16 protein-coding genes are annotated in these 17,129 nt (G+C 62.2%); 13 read left to right on the forward strand and 3 right to left on the reverse strand.

Translation table 11 applies throughout. From position 1 onward, the window contains the following. Nucleotides 1-100: 100 nt before the first annotated feature. Nucleotides 101-706 carry a pyridoxamine 5'-phosphate oxidase gene (gene pdxH, locus ACOQOQ_RS13290; RefSeq protein ID WP_420567465.1) on the reverse strand — a complete coding sequence of 202 codons (606 nt, stop codon included), beginning with the start codon at nt 704-706 and terminating at the stop codon, nt 101-103. 164 nt (nt 707-870) lie between these two features. On the opposite strand from pdxH, the gene fabI reads away from it, so the two are divergent. The 7 genes from fabI (at nt 871) to ACOQOQ_RS13325 (ending at nt 8,651) form a co-directional block, all read left to right on the forward strand. Then, nucleotides 871-1,689 carry an enoyl-ACP reductase FabI gene (gene fabI, locus ACOQOQ_RS13295; protein WP_420567466.1) on the forward strand — a complete coding sequence of 273 codons (819 nt, stop codon included), beginning with the start codon at nt 871-873 and terminating at the stop codon, nt 1,687-1,689. A gap of 141 nt (nt 1,690-1,830) precedes the next feature. Beyond that, nucleotides 1,831-2,337 (forward strand): xanthine phosphoribosyltransferase, encoded by a 507-nt coding sequence (gene gpt / locus ACOQOQ_RS13300; protein WP_420567467.1) that lies wholly within the window; start codon nt 1,831-1,833, stop codon nt 2,335-2,337. A 36-nt stretch (nt 2,338-2,373) separates the two neighbouring features. After that, nucleotides 2,374-3,321, forward strand: a complete 948-nt coding sequence (locus ACOQOQ_RS13305) for an acyltransferase family protein (protein ID WP_420567468.1) — start codon at nt 2,374-2,376, stop codon at nt 3,319-3,321. A gap of 64 nt (nt 3,322-3,385) precedes the next feature. Continuing rightward, a complete protein-coding gene (locus ACOQOQ_RS13310) occupies nt 3,386-4,576 on the forward strand; it encodes an aminotransferase (RefSeq protein WP_420567469.1) in 1,191 nt (396 codons plus the stop codon). A 44-nt stretch (nt 4,577-4,620) separates the two neighbouring features. Next, a complete protein-coding gene (locus ACOQOQ_RS13315) occupies nt 4,621-6,462 on the forward strand; it encodes a SurA N-terminal domain-containing protein (protein ID WP_420567470.1) in 1,842 nt (613 codons plus the stop codon). A gap of 12 nt (nt 6,463-6,474) precedes the next feature. Continuing rightward, entirely contained in the window at nt 6,475-7,986 is a 1,512-nt protein-coding gene (gene trpE, locus ACOQOQ_RS13320; protein WP_420567471.1) for an anthranilate synthase component I, read from the forward strand. Nucleotides 7,987-8,102: 116 nt separating this feature from the next. After that, the gene (locus ACOQOQ_RS13325) at nt 8,103-8,651 is read left to right on the forward strand and encodes an rRNA large subunit pseudouridine synthase E (protein WP_420567472.1); all 549 of its coding nucleotides are present in this window, start codon (nt 8,103-8,105) and stop codon (nt 8,649-8,651) included. Here ACOQOQ_RS13325 and ACOQOQ_RS13330 read toward each other — a convergent pair. Continuing rightward, nucleotides 8,648-10,021, reverse strand: a complete 1,374-nt coding sequence (locus ACOQOQ_RS13330) for a divergent polysaccharide deacetylase family protein (protein ID WP_420567473.1) — start codon at nt 10,019-10,021, stop codon at nt 8,648-8,650. The genes ACOQOQ_RS13325 and ACOQOQ_RS13330 overlap by 4 nt on opposite strands. Nucleotides 10,022-10,171: 150 nt before the next feature. Here ACOQOQ_RS13330 and ACOQOQ_RS13335 point away from each other — a divergent pair, with 150 nt between their 5' ends. From ACOQOQ_RS13335 to lexA, 6 genes are all read left to right on the forward strand, one after another. After that, the gene (locus ACOQOQ_RS13335; RefSeq protein ID WP_420567474.1) at nt 10,172-10,753 is read left to right on the forward strand and encodes an anthranilate synthase component II; all 582 of its coding nucleotides are present in this window, start codon (nt 10,172-10,174) and stop codon (nt 10,751-10,753) included. Continuing rightward, nucleotides 10,750-11,772: an anthranilate phosphoribosyltransferase gene (gene trpD, locus ACOQOQ_RS13340; RefSeq protein WP_420567475.1), complete on the forward strand. Its 1,023-nt coding sequence runs from the start codon at nt 10,750-10,752 to the stop codon at nt 11,770-11,772. Before ACOQOQ_RS13335 ends, trpD begins: the two co-directional genes overlap by 4 nt. After that, nucleotides 11,769-12,587: an indole-3-glycerol phosphate synthase TrpC gene (trpC, locus tag ACOQOQ_RS13345; RefSeq protein WP_420567476.1), complete on the forward strand. Its 819-nt coding sequence runs from the start codon at nt 11,769-11,771 to the stop codon at nt 12,585-12,587. The genes trpD and trpC overlap by 4 nt, the downstream gene beginning before the upstream one ends. After that, on the forward strand, nt 12,587-13,063 hold the full coding sequence (gene moaC / locus ACOQOQ_RS13350) for a cyclic pyranopterin monophosphate synthase MoaC (RefSeq protein ID WP_420567477.1): 477 nt from the start codon (nt 12,587-12,589) through the stop codon (nt 13,061-13,063). The genes trpC and moaC overlap by 1 nt, the downstream gene beginning before the upstream one ends. Beyond that, nucleotides 13,060-14,232 (forward strand): gephyrin-like molybdotransferase Glp, encoded by a 1,173-nt coding sequence (glp, locus tag ACOQOQ_RS13355; protein ID WP_420567478.1) that lies wholly within the window; start codon nt 13,060-13,062, stop codon nt 14,230-14,232. Before moaC ends, glp begins: the two co-directional genes overlap by 4 nt. A gap of 116 nt (nt 14,233-14,348) precedes the next feature. Beyond that, nucleotides 14,349-15,041, forward strand: a complete 693-nt coding sequence (lexA, locus tag ACOQOQ_RS13360; protein ID WP_420567479.1) for a transcriptional repressor LexA — start codon at nt 14,349-14,351, stop codon at nt 15,039-15,041. On the opposite strand, the gene ACOQOQ_RS13365 is transcribed toward lexA, so the two are convergent. After that, on the reverse strand, nt 15,035-17,074 hold the full coding sequence (locus tag ACOQOQ_RS13365) for a ComEC/Rec2 family competence protein (RefSeq protein ID WP_420567480.1): 2,040 nt from the start codon (nt 17,072-17,074) through the stop codon (nt 15,035-15,037). The genes lexA and ACOQOQ_RS13365 overlap by 7 nt on opposite strands. Between the last annotated feature and the right edge of the window lie 55 nt (nt 17,075-17,129).

Here is a 17,129-nt window from a genome sequence, read left to right on the forward strand (position 1 = left end):
TGAACGTCATCCCCGACACAGTCATGATACAATTGGACCGGCTTGTGCAAGTCGAAAATTTGACTTTTATCAATCGCTTGCATTTCACGTTACGCGAGTATCAAGGGTTTAGGCGTGTTACTTTCCACGCCATTTGCGGTGTTTCCCTACGCCATTGGAACCGATCATGCAGTCGAAAAGCACCGTCTGCCCAGAATTCAATCTCAATTGGCGTGATTCTGAAACCTCCCCAAAAGGATGGTCGTTTCGGGTTGGGGCCCTGCTGAGCGGTCACTTTTGCAACCTCAGCCATAAGCGATGCTCGCGAAGACAACGGTTGCGATTGTTTTGACGCCCAGGCCCCCAGCCGGCTTTTCAGCGAACGCGAGCGATAATACTCATCCGCCTGCGGTCCGTCCTCTTTTGTGACGATCCCGCGCACGCGAATCTGCCGCCGCAGCGACTTCCAATGCATCACGAAAGCGGCCTTGCCAGCCTGTGTCACCTCGGTCGCTTTCGCGCTTTCGTAATTCGTGTAGAAAACAAAGGCCGCGTCCTCGATCTCTTTCAGCAGCACCATGCGCGCGTTCGGCATGCCATCTGCGTCTACCGTGCTAAGTGCGATGGCGTTCGGGTCGTTGACTTCGCTCTTTTCGGCCTCGGCCAGCCAATCACGCGCGATCTGGAACGGATCGTCCCCTGCAAAAATTCCGGTTCTGTCGGTCATGATTCCCTCTTTGTCTTCTGTCGTCAGCCTAACGCGTCCTGCAGGGACGGTGTAGGCCCCCTGCCCGGCAACTCGGATTGCCCCAAGGGTAAGGCTGCACTTGATGCTGCAGGTTCTATCCCCTAAAGCACAGGTAACCAGTTAAGCACGTCGGGGAACGAGAAATGTCAAATCAACTGATGGCCGGGAAACGCGGTGTGATCATGGGACTTGCCAATGACAAGTCGATCGCCTGGGGGATTGCCAAGGCCTGTGCGGACGCAGGGGCCGAAATGGCCTTTACCTACATGGGGGATGCTTTCCGCAAGCGCGTTGCCCCCTTGGCCGAACAGCTGGGCGTCGAAACCCTGATCGATTGCGACGTGTCGGATGCGGCCTCGGTCGATGCGGCCTTTGCCGAGATCGAAAAGAAATTCGGCAAGATCGATTTTCTGGTCCACGCCATCGGCTTTTCGGACAAGAACGAGCTGCGCGGCCGTTACGTCGACACCAGCCGCGACAACTTCCTGATGACAATGGATATCAGCTGCTACAGCTTCACCAGCGTCATGCAGCGCGCCGAGAAGATCATGAACGATGGCGGCAGCGCCCTGACCCTGACCTACTATGGCGCCGAGCAGGTGATGCCGCACTATAACGTCATGGGTGTGGCCAAGGCCGCGCTGGAGGCGTCGGTGAAATACCTGGCCGAGGATCTGGGCAAGGACGGCATCCGCGTCAATGCGATCAGCGCCGGCCCGATCAAGACCCTGGCCGCCAGCGGCATCGGCGATTTCCGCTATATCCTGAAATGGAACGAACTGAACTCGCCCCTGCGCCGCAACGTGACCATCGATGATGTGGGCAAATCGGCCCTTTACATGCTGTCCGACCTGGGCAGCGGCGTGACCGGGGAAAACCTGCATGTTGATGCAGGATACCATGTGGTCGGAATGAAGGCCGTGGACGCGCCGGACATCGACGCAGTGACCGGGCGCAAGTAACGCCCTCTCGATTTTCAAACTATTCAACACCGGCAGAGCACTCTGCCGGTGTTTTCTTGTAAGTGACCCGGCGATCGGCCTCTTTTCCACACATCAGTTTGACGCTATCACTTCTGAAAACGCTTTCACGAAGGACACATCATGGCCGAGACCCGCCTGCCCCATGAAAAAGGATTCCACATCAGCTGGGATCAAATTCACCGCGACAGCCGGGCGCTGGCCTGGCGGCTGGATGGGCAAGGCCCCGACAATGGCGCCTGGAAAGCCATCGTGGCGATCACACGCGGTGGCATGGCCCCGGCGATGATCATCGCGCGCGAGCTGGACATCCGCACGATCGACACGATCAGTGTCAAATCCTATGACCACCAGTCACAGTCCGAGGCCTCGGTTCTGAAAGCCCCCGACGCGGAATTGATGGGCGACGGAGAAGGCATCCTGGTCATCGACGATCTGGTCGACAGCGGCAAAACCCTGGAACTGGTGCGCGAAATGTTTCCGAAAGCGCATTTCGGGACTGTCTATGCAAAGCCCAAAGGGCGCCCTCAGGTCGACACATTTATTACCGAAGTAAGCCAGGACACTTGGATTTTCTTCCCCTGGGATATGGCATTGCAATATGTTGAACCGTACCGAGGAACTGACTAAGCGGCCTATTTCAACCGCTGACCCGATGGTGGCGGCATGAGCACCGACACCATCCGCGAAAAGCTGATCGGCGGCGCTTTGCCAGGCGAGCGAGCGCCGAAGTTCTATTCGCTCGAACTTCTGCGCTTTATCTGCGCGTTTTCCATTGTTTGGGGGCATCTGGGGGCCCCGCATGCAATCGTGGCCTATGCCGGGCTGGACACGTTTATCATTCTCAGCGTCGCGCTTAGTACCCGTGCTGCCACCCGGCAAGACTTCGCCACTTTTATGATGCGCCGGGTGATCCGCATTTTCGTTCCCTGGGTGATCTGGTCGGGCTTCTATCTGTTCTTTCGCGGGCTGCGTGATGGTTGGCACACGATGTTCCAACTGACGGACCCAGCTTGGCTTCTGATCGGCCCCGAGATTCACCTGTGGTTCCTGCCCTTCATCCTGATTTCTGCCCCCTTTGCCTATATCGCGATGCACCTGCCCCATGGCCGTGTGTTCGGCGCCATTATGGTGGTCGTAACATTGCCGCTTTCGTGCGGGCTCTATTATGTTGAATGGAACGCGATGCTCTCGCCCCCATGGACGCAGTGGTGTTTTGCCCTGCCACCCCTGTTTTATGCGGTCATTCGCGTATCGGGCCGCCGCTGGGGGCCAAGCTTTCTGCTTGTCGGAACTCTGATCGGCATGACGCTGCTGGGCCACCCCGAACCCGCCTGGTTCCTGATCCTGTCCGCCGTCCTGTTCGAGGTTTTCCTGCACTTCGACAAGATCGGACGCTGGGCCGGCCCCTTGGGCGATGCGGCCTTTGGCATCTATGTGCTGCACCCGTTTTTCATCGTGGTCATTGCTCATTTCATCTCTTTGACCGGGCATACGATATTCTTCGCCGAGCTGGTTTTTCTGGCGTCCTGGGCAGGCAGTTATGCTTTGCTTCGGATCGGTCAGGCGCTGACAGCAAATTTCGCCGCCGCCCGAACCAGCACAGAGCCCTAAAATCCGGGCTTGCCCCGACCGCAACGCGGCCTATCCTGCGAGGACCAAGGAACCGGAGCTGACCATGACTTTGCCTCGTACCGCCGCAACCTTTCCCCCTCCGGTCATGGAGGCGCGCCGCTGGATCGCGGATGCGAAATTCTCGGCGGAACGGCCATTGATCAACGTCAGCCAGGCCGCGCCGGTGGACCCGCCGACAGACGCGTTACGCAAGCACATCGCTGAAACTGCCCTTACGCTGGACAGCGCCCATCTATATGGCCCCGTGCTGGGTCTGCCTGCTCTGCGCGCCGAGGTTGCCAGCAATTTCAGTGCCGCGTATGGCGGCGCGATCAACGACAGCAATGTCTGCATTACCGCTGGCTGCAATCAGGCCTTTTGTGCTGCGATGATGACCCTGGCCGCCGAGGGTGACGAGGTGATCCTGCCCACCCCTTACTACTTTAACCACAAGATGTGGCTGGACATGACCGGTGTGCGCTGCGTGGATCTGCCCACGGGTCCGGGCCTGCTGCCCGACCCTGATGTGGCCCGCGCGATGATCACCGAGCGCACGCGCGCAATCGTGCTGGTCACGCCGAACAACCCGGCGGGCGTTGAATATCCCGCCGATCTGGTCGCGGCCTTCCGCGATGTCGCCCGCGAAGCCCGGATCGCCCTGATCGTGGACGAAACCTATCGCGATTTTCACAGCAAAAGCGGCGCGCCGCATGATTTGTTCACCGATCCCGACTGGGCCGACACGGTGATCCAGCTGTATTCCTTCTCCAAGGCGTATCGTCTGACCGGCCACCGTGTCGGCGCGATGATCGCGCATCCTGATCGCCTTGCGCAGGTGGAAAAGTTCCTGGACACCGTCACCATATGCCCCAACCAACTGGCGCAGCACGCCGCGCTATGGGGGATGCAGAACCTTGGCCAATGGCTGGCCGGAGAGCGCGCCGAGATCTTGGATCGCCGCGCCGCGATCGAGGAAGGCTTTCCCAAGCTTGCCGAAAAAGGATGGGACCTGCTGGGCGTCGGCGCCTATTTCGCCTATGTGACGCATCCATTTCGGAGATCCTCGCTGCAATTGGCGCAGGACATGGTATCCGACGCCGCCGTTCTGGCCCTGCCTGGCACCATGTTCATGCCCGATGATGACCCCGCAGGGCAGCGCCAGCTAAGGATCGCCTTTGCCAATATCGATCGCGCGGGCATCAACACCCTGTTTGAACGGCTGGCGGGCCTTGCCCCCCGCAAGGTCTCGTCGTAGACACGGGCGGACGATTTCAATTTACCCGGTGATAAGGGAAGCTCATGGCCAAAGGCGCTACTTCGAAAATCTTTGTCTGGATTCTGTTGGCTCTGCTGATTGTGGGCCTTGCAGGCTTTGGCGCGACCTCGCTTTCGGGCAACTCGCGCAGCATCGGCGCTGTCGGCGACGAGAAAATCTCTATCCAGGAATACGCCCGCGCCCTTCAGGATGAAATCCGCGCCATCCAGGCGCAAACCGGCCAGACCATCACCTTTGAACAAGCCATCGCCTTTGGCCTTGACCGTTCGGTTCTGGGGCGCCTGATCGGCTCGGCTGCGCTGGACAACGAGGCGCGCAGCATCGGCCTGTCGCTGGGCGACGAGAACCTGCGCCGCCAGATCGTTGAAATCCCCTCGTTCCAAGGGGGGGATGGCAAGTTCGACCGCGAGGCGTATCGCTTTGCCCTGGGCCAGGCAGGTCTGACCGAGGCCGAGTTTGAAGAGGAAATGCGCGCCGACGCAACCCGCAGCCTGCTGCAGGGCGCGCTGATCACCGGCGTTACCATGCCCGCCGCCTACAGCGACACCCTGCTGGGTTACTATGCCGAGCGCCGCAACTTCACTTGGGCCGTGCTGGACCGCGCCGCGCTGACAACCCCAGTCCCTGCCCCGACCGAGGAACAGCTGGCCACCTATCACCAGGATAACGCCGCCCGGTTCACCAGCCCGGCGATCAAGCAGCTGACCTATGTCTGGCTGTCCCCTGAAATGGTGATCGATCAGGTTGACGTCGACGAGGCCGCGATCCGCGAACAATATGACGCCAACCTTGCCACCTATATGCGCCCTGAACGCCGTCTGGTGGAACGCCTTGTATTCTCGGACGATGACGCCGCGCTGGCCGCCAAGGCAAAGATCGAAACCGGCGAGACCCAGTTCGAAACCCTGGTCGAAGACCGCGGGCTGGACCTGTCCGACGTGGATCTGGGCGATGTGACCAAAGACGATCTGGACGCCGCCGGCGGCGCCGTCTTCAACGCTCAGGTGGGCGATGTTGTCGGCCCGTTCGAAAGCTCTTTGGGTCCGGCGCTGTTCCGCGTGAACGGCATTCTGGCCGCCAAGGAAACCGCCTATGAAGATGCGCGCGAGGCGATCCGTCTGGAACTGGCCGCTGACCGCGCCCGCCGCATGGTCGAAAGCCAATCCGAGAACGTGGACGATCTGCTGGCCGGTGGCGCCACGCTGGAAGAGCTGGTCACCGAGGCCGGCATGAAACTGGCGACCATGGACTGGCATGACGACGCCGAGGATCGCATCAACGGCTATGCTGCCTTCCGCAACGCGGCCGAGGCCGTGGCAGATGGCGATTATCCTGAACTGATCCGTCTGGACGATGGCGGTCTGGCTGCGCTGCGCCTTGAGGGCGAAGTCGCCCCGGCGCTCAAGCCCCTGGACGAGGTCCGCGAGGACGTCTCGGCAGCATGGCTCGCGGCCGAGACCACCAAGGCGCTGGCCGCCCGCGCAGACGAGATCACGCAAGAGCTGTCCGGCGCAGGCGATATGGCGGCATTGGGCCTGACCGCCCGCGTGGAAACCGCCGTGACCCGCAACGAGTTCATCAGTGGTTCGCCCGTCGGTTTCCTGACCAAGGTCTTCGAGATGGACGCCGGCACCGCGGCCGTGGTCTCGGATGCGGCGACGGTAACCATCGTGCAGCTAACCGATATCCTGCCGCCCGATATGGACGACCCCGAGGTCAGCGCTCTGGCTGCGTCGCTGGCACAGGAAATCAACGCCTCGCTGGCGCAGGACCTGTACGCGGCCTATGCCCGCAACATCCAGGACACCGCCGGGATCAACCTGGACCAGGCGGCGATCAATGCCGTGCATGCCAACTTCCAGTAAGGACCGGACGCCGTGGAACTGACGCCTACTTTTGAAGAATTCGCCAAGGCATACGAGGCGGGAAAGAACCAGGTGGTCTATACCCGCCTGGCGGCTGATCTGGACACGCCGGTTTCCCTGATGTTGAAGCTATCCGGGGCCCAGAAAGACGCGTTCATCCTGGAATCCGTCACGGGCGGCGAGGTGCGCGGGCGCTATTCGATCATCGGGATGAAGCCTGACGTGATCTGGAAATGTCATGGCACCGAAAGTTCGCTGAACCGTCAGGCGCGGTTCGATCCGGACGCTTTCCAACCCTGCGACGACGATCCGCTGACCGCCCTGCGCGCGCTGATCGCCGAGACTAAGATCGATCTGCCGTCGGATCTGCCCGCCGCCAGTGCGGGCCTGTTCGGATATCTTGGCTATGACATGATCCGTCTGGTGGAACACCTGCCCGATGTGAACCCCGACCCGCTGGGCCTGCCTGATGCGATGATGCTGCGCCCCTCGATCGTGGCAGTTCTGGACGGGGTCAAGGGCGAGGTGACCGTGGTGTCCCCTGCCTGGATCAACGATGGTCTGTCCGCCCGCGCTGCCTATGCCCAGGCGGCCGAACGTGTGATGGACGCCGTGCGCGATCTGGAACGCGCCATGCCGCAAGCCAGCCGCGATCTGGGCGAGGCGCATGACACCAGCGCGCCCATCAGCAATTTCTCGAAATCGGGCTATATGGAGGCTGTCGAGAAGGCCAAGGAATACATCCGCGCCGGCGATATTTTCCAGGTCGTGCCCTCGCAGCGCTGGACGCAAAACTTTCCGCTGCCGCCGTTTGCCTTGTATCGGTCGCTGCGCCGGACGAACCCGTCGCCCTTCATGTTCTATTTCAATTTCGGCGGATTCCAGGTGATCGGCGCCAGCCCCGAGATCCTGGTGCGCGTGTTCGACCGTCAGGTCACCATCCGCCCCATCGCCGGCACCCGCCCCCGCGGCGCCACCCCTGCCGAAGACAAGGCCCTGGAAGAGGACCTGCTGGCCGACCAGAAAGAACTGGCCGAGCACCTGATGCTGCTGGACCTGGGCCGGAACGATACAGGCAAAGTCAGCAAGATCGGCACCGTTCGCCCGACAGAAGAGTTCATCATCGAGCGCTATAGCCACGTGATGCATATCGTCTCCAACGTCGTGGGCGAGCTGGCCGATGATCAGGACGCGCTGAGCGCCTTTTTTGCCGGCATGCCTGCGGGCACCGTGTCAGGCGCACCAAAGGTTCGCGCGATGGAGATCATCGACGAGCTGGAGCCGGAAAAGCGCGGCGTTTATGGCGGCGGCTGCGGCTATTTCAGCGCGGGTGGCGACATGGACATGTGCATCGCGCTGCGAACCGCGATCGTAAAAGACCAAAAGCTGTACATCCAGGCGGGCGGCGGGGTCGTATACGACTCGGTGCCCGAGGCCGAGTACATGGAGACCGTCCACAAGTCCAACGCGATCCGCCGCGCCGCAGCCGATGCGGCCCGGTTCACTGGCAACGGCAACGGCTGATCCTTGCGTGATCCAGCGGAGCGCGCCGGGGCGCGCACTGGATATCTCGGCCTTGCGGCCTCGGGGCTGGTGGTCCCTTGCGCTCGGACCCTGAGAAACCAAAGGAAATACAAGCCATGAGCCGTGTGATCCTGTTCAACAAGCCGTTCAACGTGCTTTCCCAGTTCACCGACAAGGGAAATGAAGGGTCTGATCGCAAGACACTGTCCGAGTTCATCGATGTCCCCGGGGTCTATGCCGCTGGGCGATTGGATCGCGACAGCGAGGGATTGTTGATGCTGACGGACAATGGCCGGCTTCAAGCGCGGATCGCGGACCCCCGGAACAAGATATCCAAGACCTATCTGGCGCAGGTCGAGGGTGAGATCACGGACGAGGCCTTGCAGGCGCTCTCGCGTGGGGTCGAGCTGAAGGATGGGCGCACCCGGCCTGCCAAGGCGCGGCGGATCGAAGAGCCTGCCTGGCTATGGCCCAGGGTGCCGCCGGTGCGCTTTCGCAAATCTGTGCCCGATTGCTGGATCGAACTGACCCTGACCGAGGGGCGTAATCGCCAGGTACGGCGGATGACAGCCGCGGTAGGTTTCCCCACGTTGCGTCTGATCCGCTTTCGCATTGGCGAGTGGAGCCTGGACGGGCTGGAGCCGGGGCGCTGGCGCGACGCTTAACCGTCGTTTGCCAGCAGCAAGGCCGAGATCGGCGCCAGCGCGACACTGCCCGCACGATCCTGCAGGCCCCAAAGCAGCAGCGCCGAGATCGTATCAGCCCGCATACGGCCCAGCATGATCACGCCGTTTTCCTCTTGCCGCGCCTTGAAGGCTGCCTGATCCAGAAAGCGCCGGATGATCGAGGCGTTCTGCCCCTTGGCATCGAAATCGCGGAACACGGTCGCCGAGGGCACTCCGCCCTGCGCGGCCAGTTTCTGAGCGGTGTTCAACCCCTTGGGAAACAGCACCAGACCGTGGCCGGTTTCGGCCAGAATGGCGGCTGCCTGATCGCTGACAGGTTTGTCCGACTGAAGGCCGGTCTGTGCGCCCTCCATCACGGCCACAGCGCCGGGCATCTGGGTCAGGGCTGCGCGCAGCAGGGTTTCGGTATCCGAGGGTGTAGCGCCTTGGGGCATGTCGATCAGGGCCATGACCTCGAACCCCGCGGCGCGATAGCTTTCGGTGCGGCTTTGCGCGTTATCGGACAATGGATTCACGGCCACGGCGATCGGATATGGGAAGGCGGCAAGGGCCTCGGGGCCGATGGCGCCCGCCTGATCGTCCAACAGGATGATCGACATCAGCGGCTTGTTCTCGGGATTGTCAAAGGGCACCGCATTGGCCTCGATCGGGCGAAGGGGTGCAGGTTCGGGCGCAGGTTCCGGCGCGGTCACGGGGTCGTCGCGATCAGTGAACGTGCCAACGGGGGTGCCGATACGCGGACGGGTCTCTTCGGGCGCGGCTTCAACCGGATCAGTGACCGACGGCAAGGGACTGGTGCGCTGGGTCGGCGCCGGGGGCGCATCAGCCTCGGCGGCCGGGCTCGCATCAACGGTCTCCTCGGGGAAGGCCGTCTGCTCGGTTTCGGGGGGCGTTGCAGGCTGGGCCGGATCGGTCGAGATCTTGCCCTCAGTTGCATCCGCGGGCATCGCCGGCTTGGCGACCGTGTCCGACACATCCGGAGCCGACCCAGGTTCGGTGCTTTGCGCATCAACGGTTTCGGCGTCAGGGGCGGTCAGTGTGCCTTGGGGCGTGCCGGTTTCGGGGCGCGCAGCGGGCTGGGTTGCGGCCGCGTCTACGGGACTTTCCGAGCCATCGGCAGCCTCAATCCTGGGGGCCTCGCCGGGCTGGGGTGCGCTGTCGGCACCGACGGGCAACGTGGGCGCGGTGTCTTCGCGCCCGGTCTCGAAATCCGAACCTGCGGGAACTTCGACCGCCTCGGCCGTCGGCTCGGGTGCTGGGCTGGGTGGCCGCGTCAGTGAAATCACGCTGACACCGGCGCCTGCCACTATCAAGCCGGTTACGAATCCTCGGAATACGCCCTTAGCCACTGCTTTGCCCTCTCGTTCTTTTCATCTCTTTGTCTCGATTGGCACCCTGCCCCCCTTGACGCTGTGGGCCAACCCTGAACAAGTATACCGCGACCAAGGGAGGCGCCTCCAGCCCCCAAAACACATGACCTGTATGAAAAGACCGCGCTGATGCTGCTTCTGATCGATAACTACGACAGTTTCACCTATAACCTCGTGCATTATTTGGGCGAATTGGGCGCCGATGTGGTCGTGCGCCGCAATGACGCGCTGGATGTTCAGACCGCCATGGCGATGAACCCGGCGGGTATCTTGTTGTCGCCCGGCCCCTGTGACCCGGATCAGGCGGGCATCTGCCTGGCCCTGACCGAAGCCGCCGCCGAGACCAAAACCCCCCTGATGGGCGTGTGTCTGGGCCACCAGACCATCGGTCAGGCCTTTGGCGGCAAGGTCGTGCGCTGCCACGAGATCGTGCACGGGAAGATGGGTGTGATGCATCACACCGGCAAAGGCCTTTTCGCCGGCCTGCCCTCGCCGTTCCAGGCAACGCGCTATCACTCGTTGGTGGTCGAACGCGAAAGCCTGCCCGACTGCCTTGAGGTCACCGCCGAGCTTGAAGATGGCACCATCATGGGTCTGCAACACCGCACGCTGCCGATCCATGGCGTGCAATTCCACCCCGAATCCATCCGGTCCGAACATGGTCACAAGATGCTGCAAAACTTCCTGAACGTAATGAAGGTGCCCGCATGAGCGACGCGATGAAACCCCTGATTTTTGCCGCCTCCGAGGGGCCTCTGTCCCGTTCCCAGGCCGAGGCCGCCTTTGCAGAGCTGTTCGAAGGCAACGCCACCCCCGCTCAGATTGGTGGGCTGCTGATGGCGATGCGCGCGCGCGGTGAATCCGTTGCTGAATATGCGGCAGCAGCTGCCGTCATGCGCGCCAAATGCCTGGCCGTTCAGGCGCCCGAAGGCGCGATGGACATTGTCGGCACCGGCGGCGACGGCATGGGCACGCTGAACATCTCGACAGCGACGGCCTTTGTGGTTGCGGGTGCCGGCGTGCCGGTGGCCAAGCACGGCAACAGGAACCTGAGTTCAAAATCCGGCGCGGCAGATGCCCTGAGCCAAATGGGCATCAACGTAATGGTCGGCGCAGATGTGGTTGAAAAGGGTCTGGCCGAGGCCGGGATCGGCTTCATGATGGCTCCGATGCATCACCCGGCGATGAAATTCGTGATGCCCGTCCGGCAGGAACTGGGCTGCAAGACGATCTTCAACATCCTGGGCCCGTTGACCAATCCGGCCGGTGTAAAACGCCAGTTGACCGGAGCGTTCGCGCCCGACCTGATCTTCCCGATGGCCGAAACGCTGCAGACGCTGGGCTCTGAAAAGGCGTGGCTTGTGCATGGCTCGGACGGCACTGACGAAGTCACGATCACCGGCACCACCGATGTGGCCGCTCTGGAAGATGGGCAGATCCACAGCCGCCAGATCCACCCCGAGGATGCTGGCCTGCCCGTGCATCCTTTGTCCGCCATTCTGGGCGGTACGCCCGAGGAAAACGGCAAAGCCCTGCGCGCCCTGCTGGAGGGCACCACCGGAGCCTATCGCGATGCGGTTCTGCTGAACGCAGCCTGTGCGCTGGTCGTGGCGGACAAGGCCACCACCTTGCCAGAAGGTGTTGAAATCGCCAAGGAATCCATCGACAGCGGCGCGGCGTTGAAATCCGTGGAAACCCTGGCCCGCATCACCTCGGAGGCAAGCGCATGACCGAAACCGGCACCGTTCTGGACAAGATCAAGGCCTATAAACTGGAAGAGGTCGCCGCCGACAAGGCCGCCAAACCGCTGGAGGCCGTCGAGGCCGAAGCTCGCGAGGCCAGCCCCATACGCCCCTTTGCCGACGCGCTGTTCAGTGCCTCGCGCAATGGCTATGGCCTGATTTCCGAGATCAAGAAAGCCAGCCCCTCGAAGGGTCTGATCCGCCCCGATTTCGATCCGCCCGCGCTGGCGCAAGCCTATCAGGCCGGGGGGGCGACCTGCCTGTCCGTGCTGACAGATACGCCCAGCTTTCAGGGTGCCAAGGAATACCTGACCGCCGCGCGCGATGCCTGCGATCTGCCTGCCCTGCGCAAGGATTTCATGTATGACACCTATCAGGTCGCCGAGGCGCGCGCGCTGGGGGCTGACTGTATCCTGATCATCATGGCCAGCGTGTCAGATGCACAAGCGCAAGAGCTTGAGGACGCCGCCCATGCCTGGGGCATGGACGCGCTGATCGAGGTGCATGACGAGGCCGAACTGGAACGCGCCGCCCTGCTGAAATCGCGCATGATCGGCATCAATAACCGGAACCTCAAGACGTTCGAAACCACGCTGGACACCACGCGCCGCCTGTCGCGGCTGGCCCCGGCGGACCGGATGCTGGTCTCGGAATCGGGACTGTTCACCCCCGAGGATCTGTCGGACATGGCCCGCTATGGCGCGCGTGTGTTCCTGATCGGCGAAAGCCTGATGCGACAGGACGATGTGGCCGCTGCAACCCGCGCTCTGCTGGCCAATCCGTTGATGCCGGGGAGCGTCTGATGGCTGGCCTCACGCATTTCGACGCCAAGGGCGACGCGCACATGGTGGACGTGTCCGACAAGGCCGTGACCGCGCGCGTTGCAACGGCGGCGGGCTGGGTGAAGATGGCCTCAGAAACCTTTGATATCATTGCCGAAGGTCGCTCAAAGAAGGGTGATGTTCTAGGGATCGCGCGTCTGGCTGGCATCATGGGGGCCAAGAAGACGCCCGACCTGATTCCGCTGTGCCATCCACTGCCCGTCACCAAGGTCGCGGTCGAACTGACGCTGGACCCTGACCTGCCCGGCGTTCAGATCGAAGCAACGGTGAAAACCACCGGCCAGACCGGCGTGGAAATGGAGGCGTTGACCGCCGTCAGCACCGCCGCGCTGACCGTCTATGACATGATCAAGGCCGTGGACAAGGCCATGGAAATCGGCGGCATCCGCGTTATCCTGAAAGATGGTGGAAAATCAGGGCGTTACGAGGCGAAATGATTACGGTAAACGAGGCCCTTGAGCAGCTTTTCGCGCTGGTCCGCCCCTTGGGCACGGAAGATGTGCCGCTGGCCCAGGCCTTGGGCCGTGTGATGGCCGTGGACGCGGTGGCCAAACGCACTCAGCCGCCCTTTGCTGCCTCGGCCATGGATGGCTATGGCGTGCGCGCCGACGAGGTCGCCGTTGGCGCCAAGTTCAAGATCATCGGCGAAAGCGCAGCGGGCCATGGCTTTGAGGGCTCGGTTGGCCCGGGTCAGGCCGTACGCATTTTCACTGGCGCCCCCGTCCCCGAGGGCGTCGATTTCGTGGTCATTCAGGAAGACGTTGACCGCTTTGTCGACACGATCACCATTGATCAGGACCCCGGACAGAACGCCAATATCCGCCCTGCTGGCAATGATTTCTCCGAAGGCTTCACCCTAAGCGCCCCGCGGTTACTGGCCCCTAATGATATTGCGCTGCTGGCCTCGATGAACATTCCAACGGTGACGGTGGCGCGCAAGCCCGATATTGCGCTGATCTCCACCGGGGACGAGCTGGTGATGCCCGGCGACACCCCCGGCCCCGATCAGATCATCGTGTCCAATACCTTTGGGCTGAAGGCCCTGTTCGATCAGGCCGGAGCCACGGCCCGCATCCTGCCGATTGCCAAGGACAACCCTGCCTCGATCGAGATGGCGTTTGACCTGGCCCAGGGCGCGGATCTGGTGGTGACGATCGGCGGCGCTTCGGTTGGCGATCACGACCTTGTCGGCGCCGTGGCCCATCAGCTGGGGCTACAGCAAAGCTTCTACAAGGTGAAAATGCGTCCTGGAAAGCCTTTGATGGCGGGCCGGATGGGGGATGCGGTGATGGTAGGACTTCCGGGGAACCCGGTCTCGGCCATGGTCTGCGGGCATGTGTTTGTGCTGCCGATGATCCGGGCCATGCTGGGGTTCGCTCCGGGATCGCGCGAGCGCCTAAGCGCCCCACTGGCCGCTGACATCCCCGCCAACGGCCCGCGCGAACATTACATGCGCGGCCGGGTTGAAAATGGCCGCATCACCGTTTTCAACCGTCAGGACAGCTCACTTTTGTCGGTAATGTCCGAGGCCAACGCGCTGATCGTACGTCCGCCCGAAGATGGCCCGCGCAAGGTCGGTGACTGCGTCGATTATCTGCCCATTTAGGGAACCGCTTATCCGTTCCACCACTGGGTGAAAAGCAGAACAAGTCGCGAAACTGTTGACACAAAACAAGAACATGCGTAGAACAAACCCAAACCAACTGGTATCGGGGGTGGCACATGCTGACCAAGAAACAACTGGATCTCTTGGAATTCATCCACAAGCGCATGCAGAAAGACGGGGTTCCGCCCTCGTTCGACGAGATGAAAGAGGCGCTGGACCTGCGATCGAAATCCGGCATCCACCGGTTGATCACAGCGCTGGAGGAACGTGGATTTATCCGCCGGTTGGCGCACCGTGCCCGTGCAATCGAAATCGTAAAATTGCCCGAGGCTTTGGGTGGTGAGGCCAGTTTTACCCCGCGCGTGATCGATGGTGATCGGCCCGACCAGACGCCACCCGCCGCTATGCCGGTCGAAGCGGCCCAAGCGATCGAGCTGCCTGTGATGGGCCGCATCGCAGCCGGCGTTCCCATCGAAGCAATTGCCCACGCCTCGCATAATGTGGCGGTGCCCAGCCAGATGATATCGAACCAGGGCGAGCATTACGCGCTTGAGGTCAAGGGCGACTCGATGATCGAGGCCGGGATCAATGATGGCGATGTGGTGATCATCCGCGAGACGACGGTGGCCGATAATGGTGACATCGTGGTGGCCTTGGTCGAAGATCAGGAGGCCACGCTGAAACGGTTCTACCGTCGCGGCAACGCCATCGCACTGGAGGCCGCAAACCCCGCCTATGAAACCCGCGTTCTGCCCGAGGACAAGGTCAAGGTTCAGGGACGTCTGGTCGGTCTGATCCGCAGCTATTGATCCCCGTCACGGCCGCATTGCGTCCATAAACGACAGCCTGTAATCTGCCGCTCTGTCACCAAACGGGGGTCATGGGCGGTGCGATAAACGGCTATCGCTCCGGTATTTTCCAGTATCGGCCCGTCCGTTACACGGCAGGGAAGACCATCGGGCAAGTCTTTGCCCGAGATCAGCCATTCCGCCGTGTTACAACTGGCAAGTTGTGCCGCCTTGCCCGAAACCACGCGGATTTGCAGCCCCGAGACAACAGGCGCGCGAGGCCACAGGCCGGCAGCTCTTTCCTGAGTCAATCGAACTCCGTCATTTTCCAGCCAGCTGCGGGCGACAAAACCCTGCCCCTTAGCTTTACTCAGCGCCCGCCCATGGTCAGTCATGATGCCCACCAGGGCGCCAGATTGATCGATCAGCATAAAAGGGCGCGGCGTTGCGCTCCAAACCCCCAAGGCCAGTGCAACTGGAACAGCCCCGAGCCACCTGGCACGCCCGTGCCACAAGATCACCATCAACGCCCCAAACGTCAGCACGGGAAGAACCACCCAACCGGGGCTGTGTATCGGGCGCGTAGCGTGTTCCATTCCGGCCACCCAGTTGGCCACGCCCAGGATCCAGCTAAGCCCGTGCCCCATCACCCAAAGTGCCATCCATTCCAGCCCCAGTGGCAACAGGCAGGTGGCGACAACCGCTGCCGGGATCACCAGGGCCCCCATCAAGGGCACAGACAGCAGGTTGGCAATCAGGCCCAGTTGCGAAATCTGGTTAAAATGCGCGGCGCCATAGGGGGCTGTTGCAGCCCCCGCCACCGCGCTCGAGATGACCACCGCCACCACGGGCCGCAACCACTTGGGGCCCAGCGGCACTTGCCCGTCCCTTAACCAGCCGAACACCGCAACAAGCGCCGTGGTTGCCGCAAATGACATCTGGAAACCGGGGCTCAGCAAAGCTTCGGGGCGCATGACAAGCACGACGAACGCCGCAACCGCCACGGCGCGCAGGCTGATCGCACGTCTGTCGAACACCACGGCCAAAAGGATGACCGCAACCATGACGAATGCACGCTCGGTTGCGATGCTGCCGCCGGAAAGCAGCAAGTAGAAGGCCGCAACCACCAGTGCGATCATGGCCGAGATTTTCTTGGCCGGAAGGCGCAAACCCACATAGGGAACCAGCGCGAAAGCCACCCGTGCGGCCGCAAAGACCACCCCGGCCAGCAGCCCCATGTGCAGCCCCGAAATCGCCAGCAAATGAGCCAGGTTCGAGGCGCGCAATGCCTCGACCGTGGCCAGCCGCATGGGGGCACGATCCCCGGTCATCACGGCCGCGGCAAAGGCGCCTGCATCACCGGGAAGTCCCGCCTGAATCTTCGCCGAGAACGCCGCGCGCAGCGCCCCGATGGGAACGCCCCCTTGCCGGTCCTGCCAGATCAGAGCCGGGTTGCGGGTATAGCCCACGGCGCCCAGCTGACGAAAAAACGCATGGCGGCGGAAATCAAATCCGCCGGGCTCGACCGCGCCAGCCGGAGGCGAAAGATGCCCGGTGGTAATCACCACCTGACCCGGCATCGGGCGTGGCAAGTCCCAATCTCCGTGCAGGGAAACGCGCACCCTTTGAGGCGTGCGTTCGGGGGCAACATCCTCTAGCACCACCTGATCCAGCGTTAGCCGCAGCGCGTCCGAGCTGGAACGATCCACCTGCACCACGCGCCCCTGGATGGGCCCGTAATAGCGCCAGTCCAGCACCGGGCTTTGCAATGAATGCGCCCTTGCGCCGGCCAGCAGCAAACCGCAGCAAGTCAGCCCCACGGCCCAGAAAATGGGCGAGACCTCGGGGCCCCGGCGCAGGGCAAGCGTCAGGCATGCCAGGGCGGTCACGCAAAGGGGCGCATAGACCTGCCAGCCCGGCTCGAACCGCAGCAGAAAATAAAGGCCAATTCCAAGGGAAAGGAAAACTGGGCTCCATGGAAACAGGTGAAGGCGCTGATGCAGCAGGACCATTCCCAGACTGTCCCCGATCGTGCGAAACCCTGGCACGCCCATTCTCCTATGCTTGACGGCTGCAAGTCCTTGTCCTTGAACCAGCGGACCGATAGAC

The organism is Thalassovita sp. (genome assembly GCF_965218685.1).
In the GTDB taxonomy this organism is placed as follows: domain Bacteria; phylum Pseudomonadota; class Alphaproteobacteria; order Rhodobacterales; family Rhodobacteraceae; genus Thalassobius.

What these genes read in the sequence shown, in the direction of transcription:
- pdxH (WP_420567465.1), bottom strand. Translation starts at nt 706, where the DNA reads ATGACCGACAGAACCGGAATTTTTGCAGGGGACGATCCGTTCCAGATC.
- fabI (WP_420567466.1), top strand. Translation starts at nt 871, where the DNA reads ATGTCAAATCAACTGATGGCCGGGAAACGCGGTGTGATCATGGGACTT.
- gpt (WP_420567467.1), top strand. Translation starts at nt 1,831, where the DNA reads ATGGCCGAGACCCGCCTGCCCCATGAAAAAGGATTCCACATCAGCTGG.
- ACOQOQ_RS13305 (WP_420567468.1), top strand. Translation starts at nt 2,374, where the DNA reads ATGAGCACCGACACCATCCGCGAAAAGCTGATCGGCGGCGCTTTGCCA.
- ACOQOQ_RS13310 (WP_420567469.1), top strand. Translation starts at nt 3,386, where the DNA reads ATGACTTTGCCTCGTACCGCCGCAACCTTTCCCCCTCCGGTCATGGAG.
- ACOQOQ_RS13315 (WP_420567470.1), top strand. Translation starts at nt 4,621, where the DNA reads ATGGCCAAAGGCGCTACTTCGAAAATCTTTGTCTGGATTCTGTTGGCT.
- ACOQOQ_RS13325 (WP_420567472.1), top strand. Translation starts at nt 8,103, where the DNA reads ATGAGCCGTGTGATCCTGTTCAACAAGCCGTTCAACGTGCTTTCCCAG.
- ACOQOQ_RS13335 (WP_420567474.1), top strand. Translation starts at nt 10,172, where the DNA reads ATGCTGCTTCTGATCGATAACTACGACAGTTTCACCTATAACCTCGTG.
- trpD (WP_420567475.1), top strand. Translation starts at nt 10,750, where the DNA reads ATGAGCGACGCGATGAAACCCCTGATTTTTGCCGCCTCCGAGGGGCCT.
- trpC (WP_420567476.1), top strand. Translation starts at nt 11,769, where the DNA reads ATGACCGAAACCGGCACCGTTCTGGACAAGATCAAGGCCTATAAACTG.
- moaC (WP_420567477.1), top strand. Translation starts at nt 12,587, where the DNA reads ATGGCTGGCCTCACGCATTTCGACGCCAAGGGCGACGCGCACATGGTG.
- glp (WP_420567478.1), top strand. Translation starts at nt 13,060, where the DNA reads ATGATTACGGTAAACGAGGCCCTTGAGCAGCTTTTCGCGCTGGTCCGC.
- lexA (WP_420567479.1), top strand. Translation starts at nt 14,349, where the DNA reads ATGCTGACCAAGAAACAACTGGATCTCTTGGAATTCATCCACAAGCGC.
- ACOQOQ_RS13365 (WP_420567480.1), bottom strand. Translation starts at nt 17,074, where the DNA reads ATGGGCGTGCCAGGGTTTCGCACGATCGGGGACAGTCTGGGAATGGTC.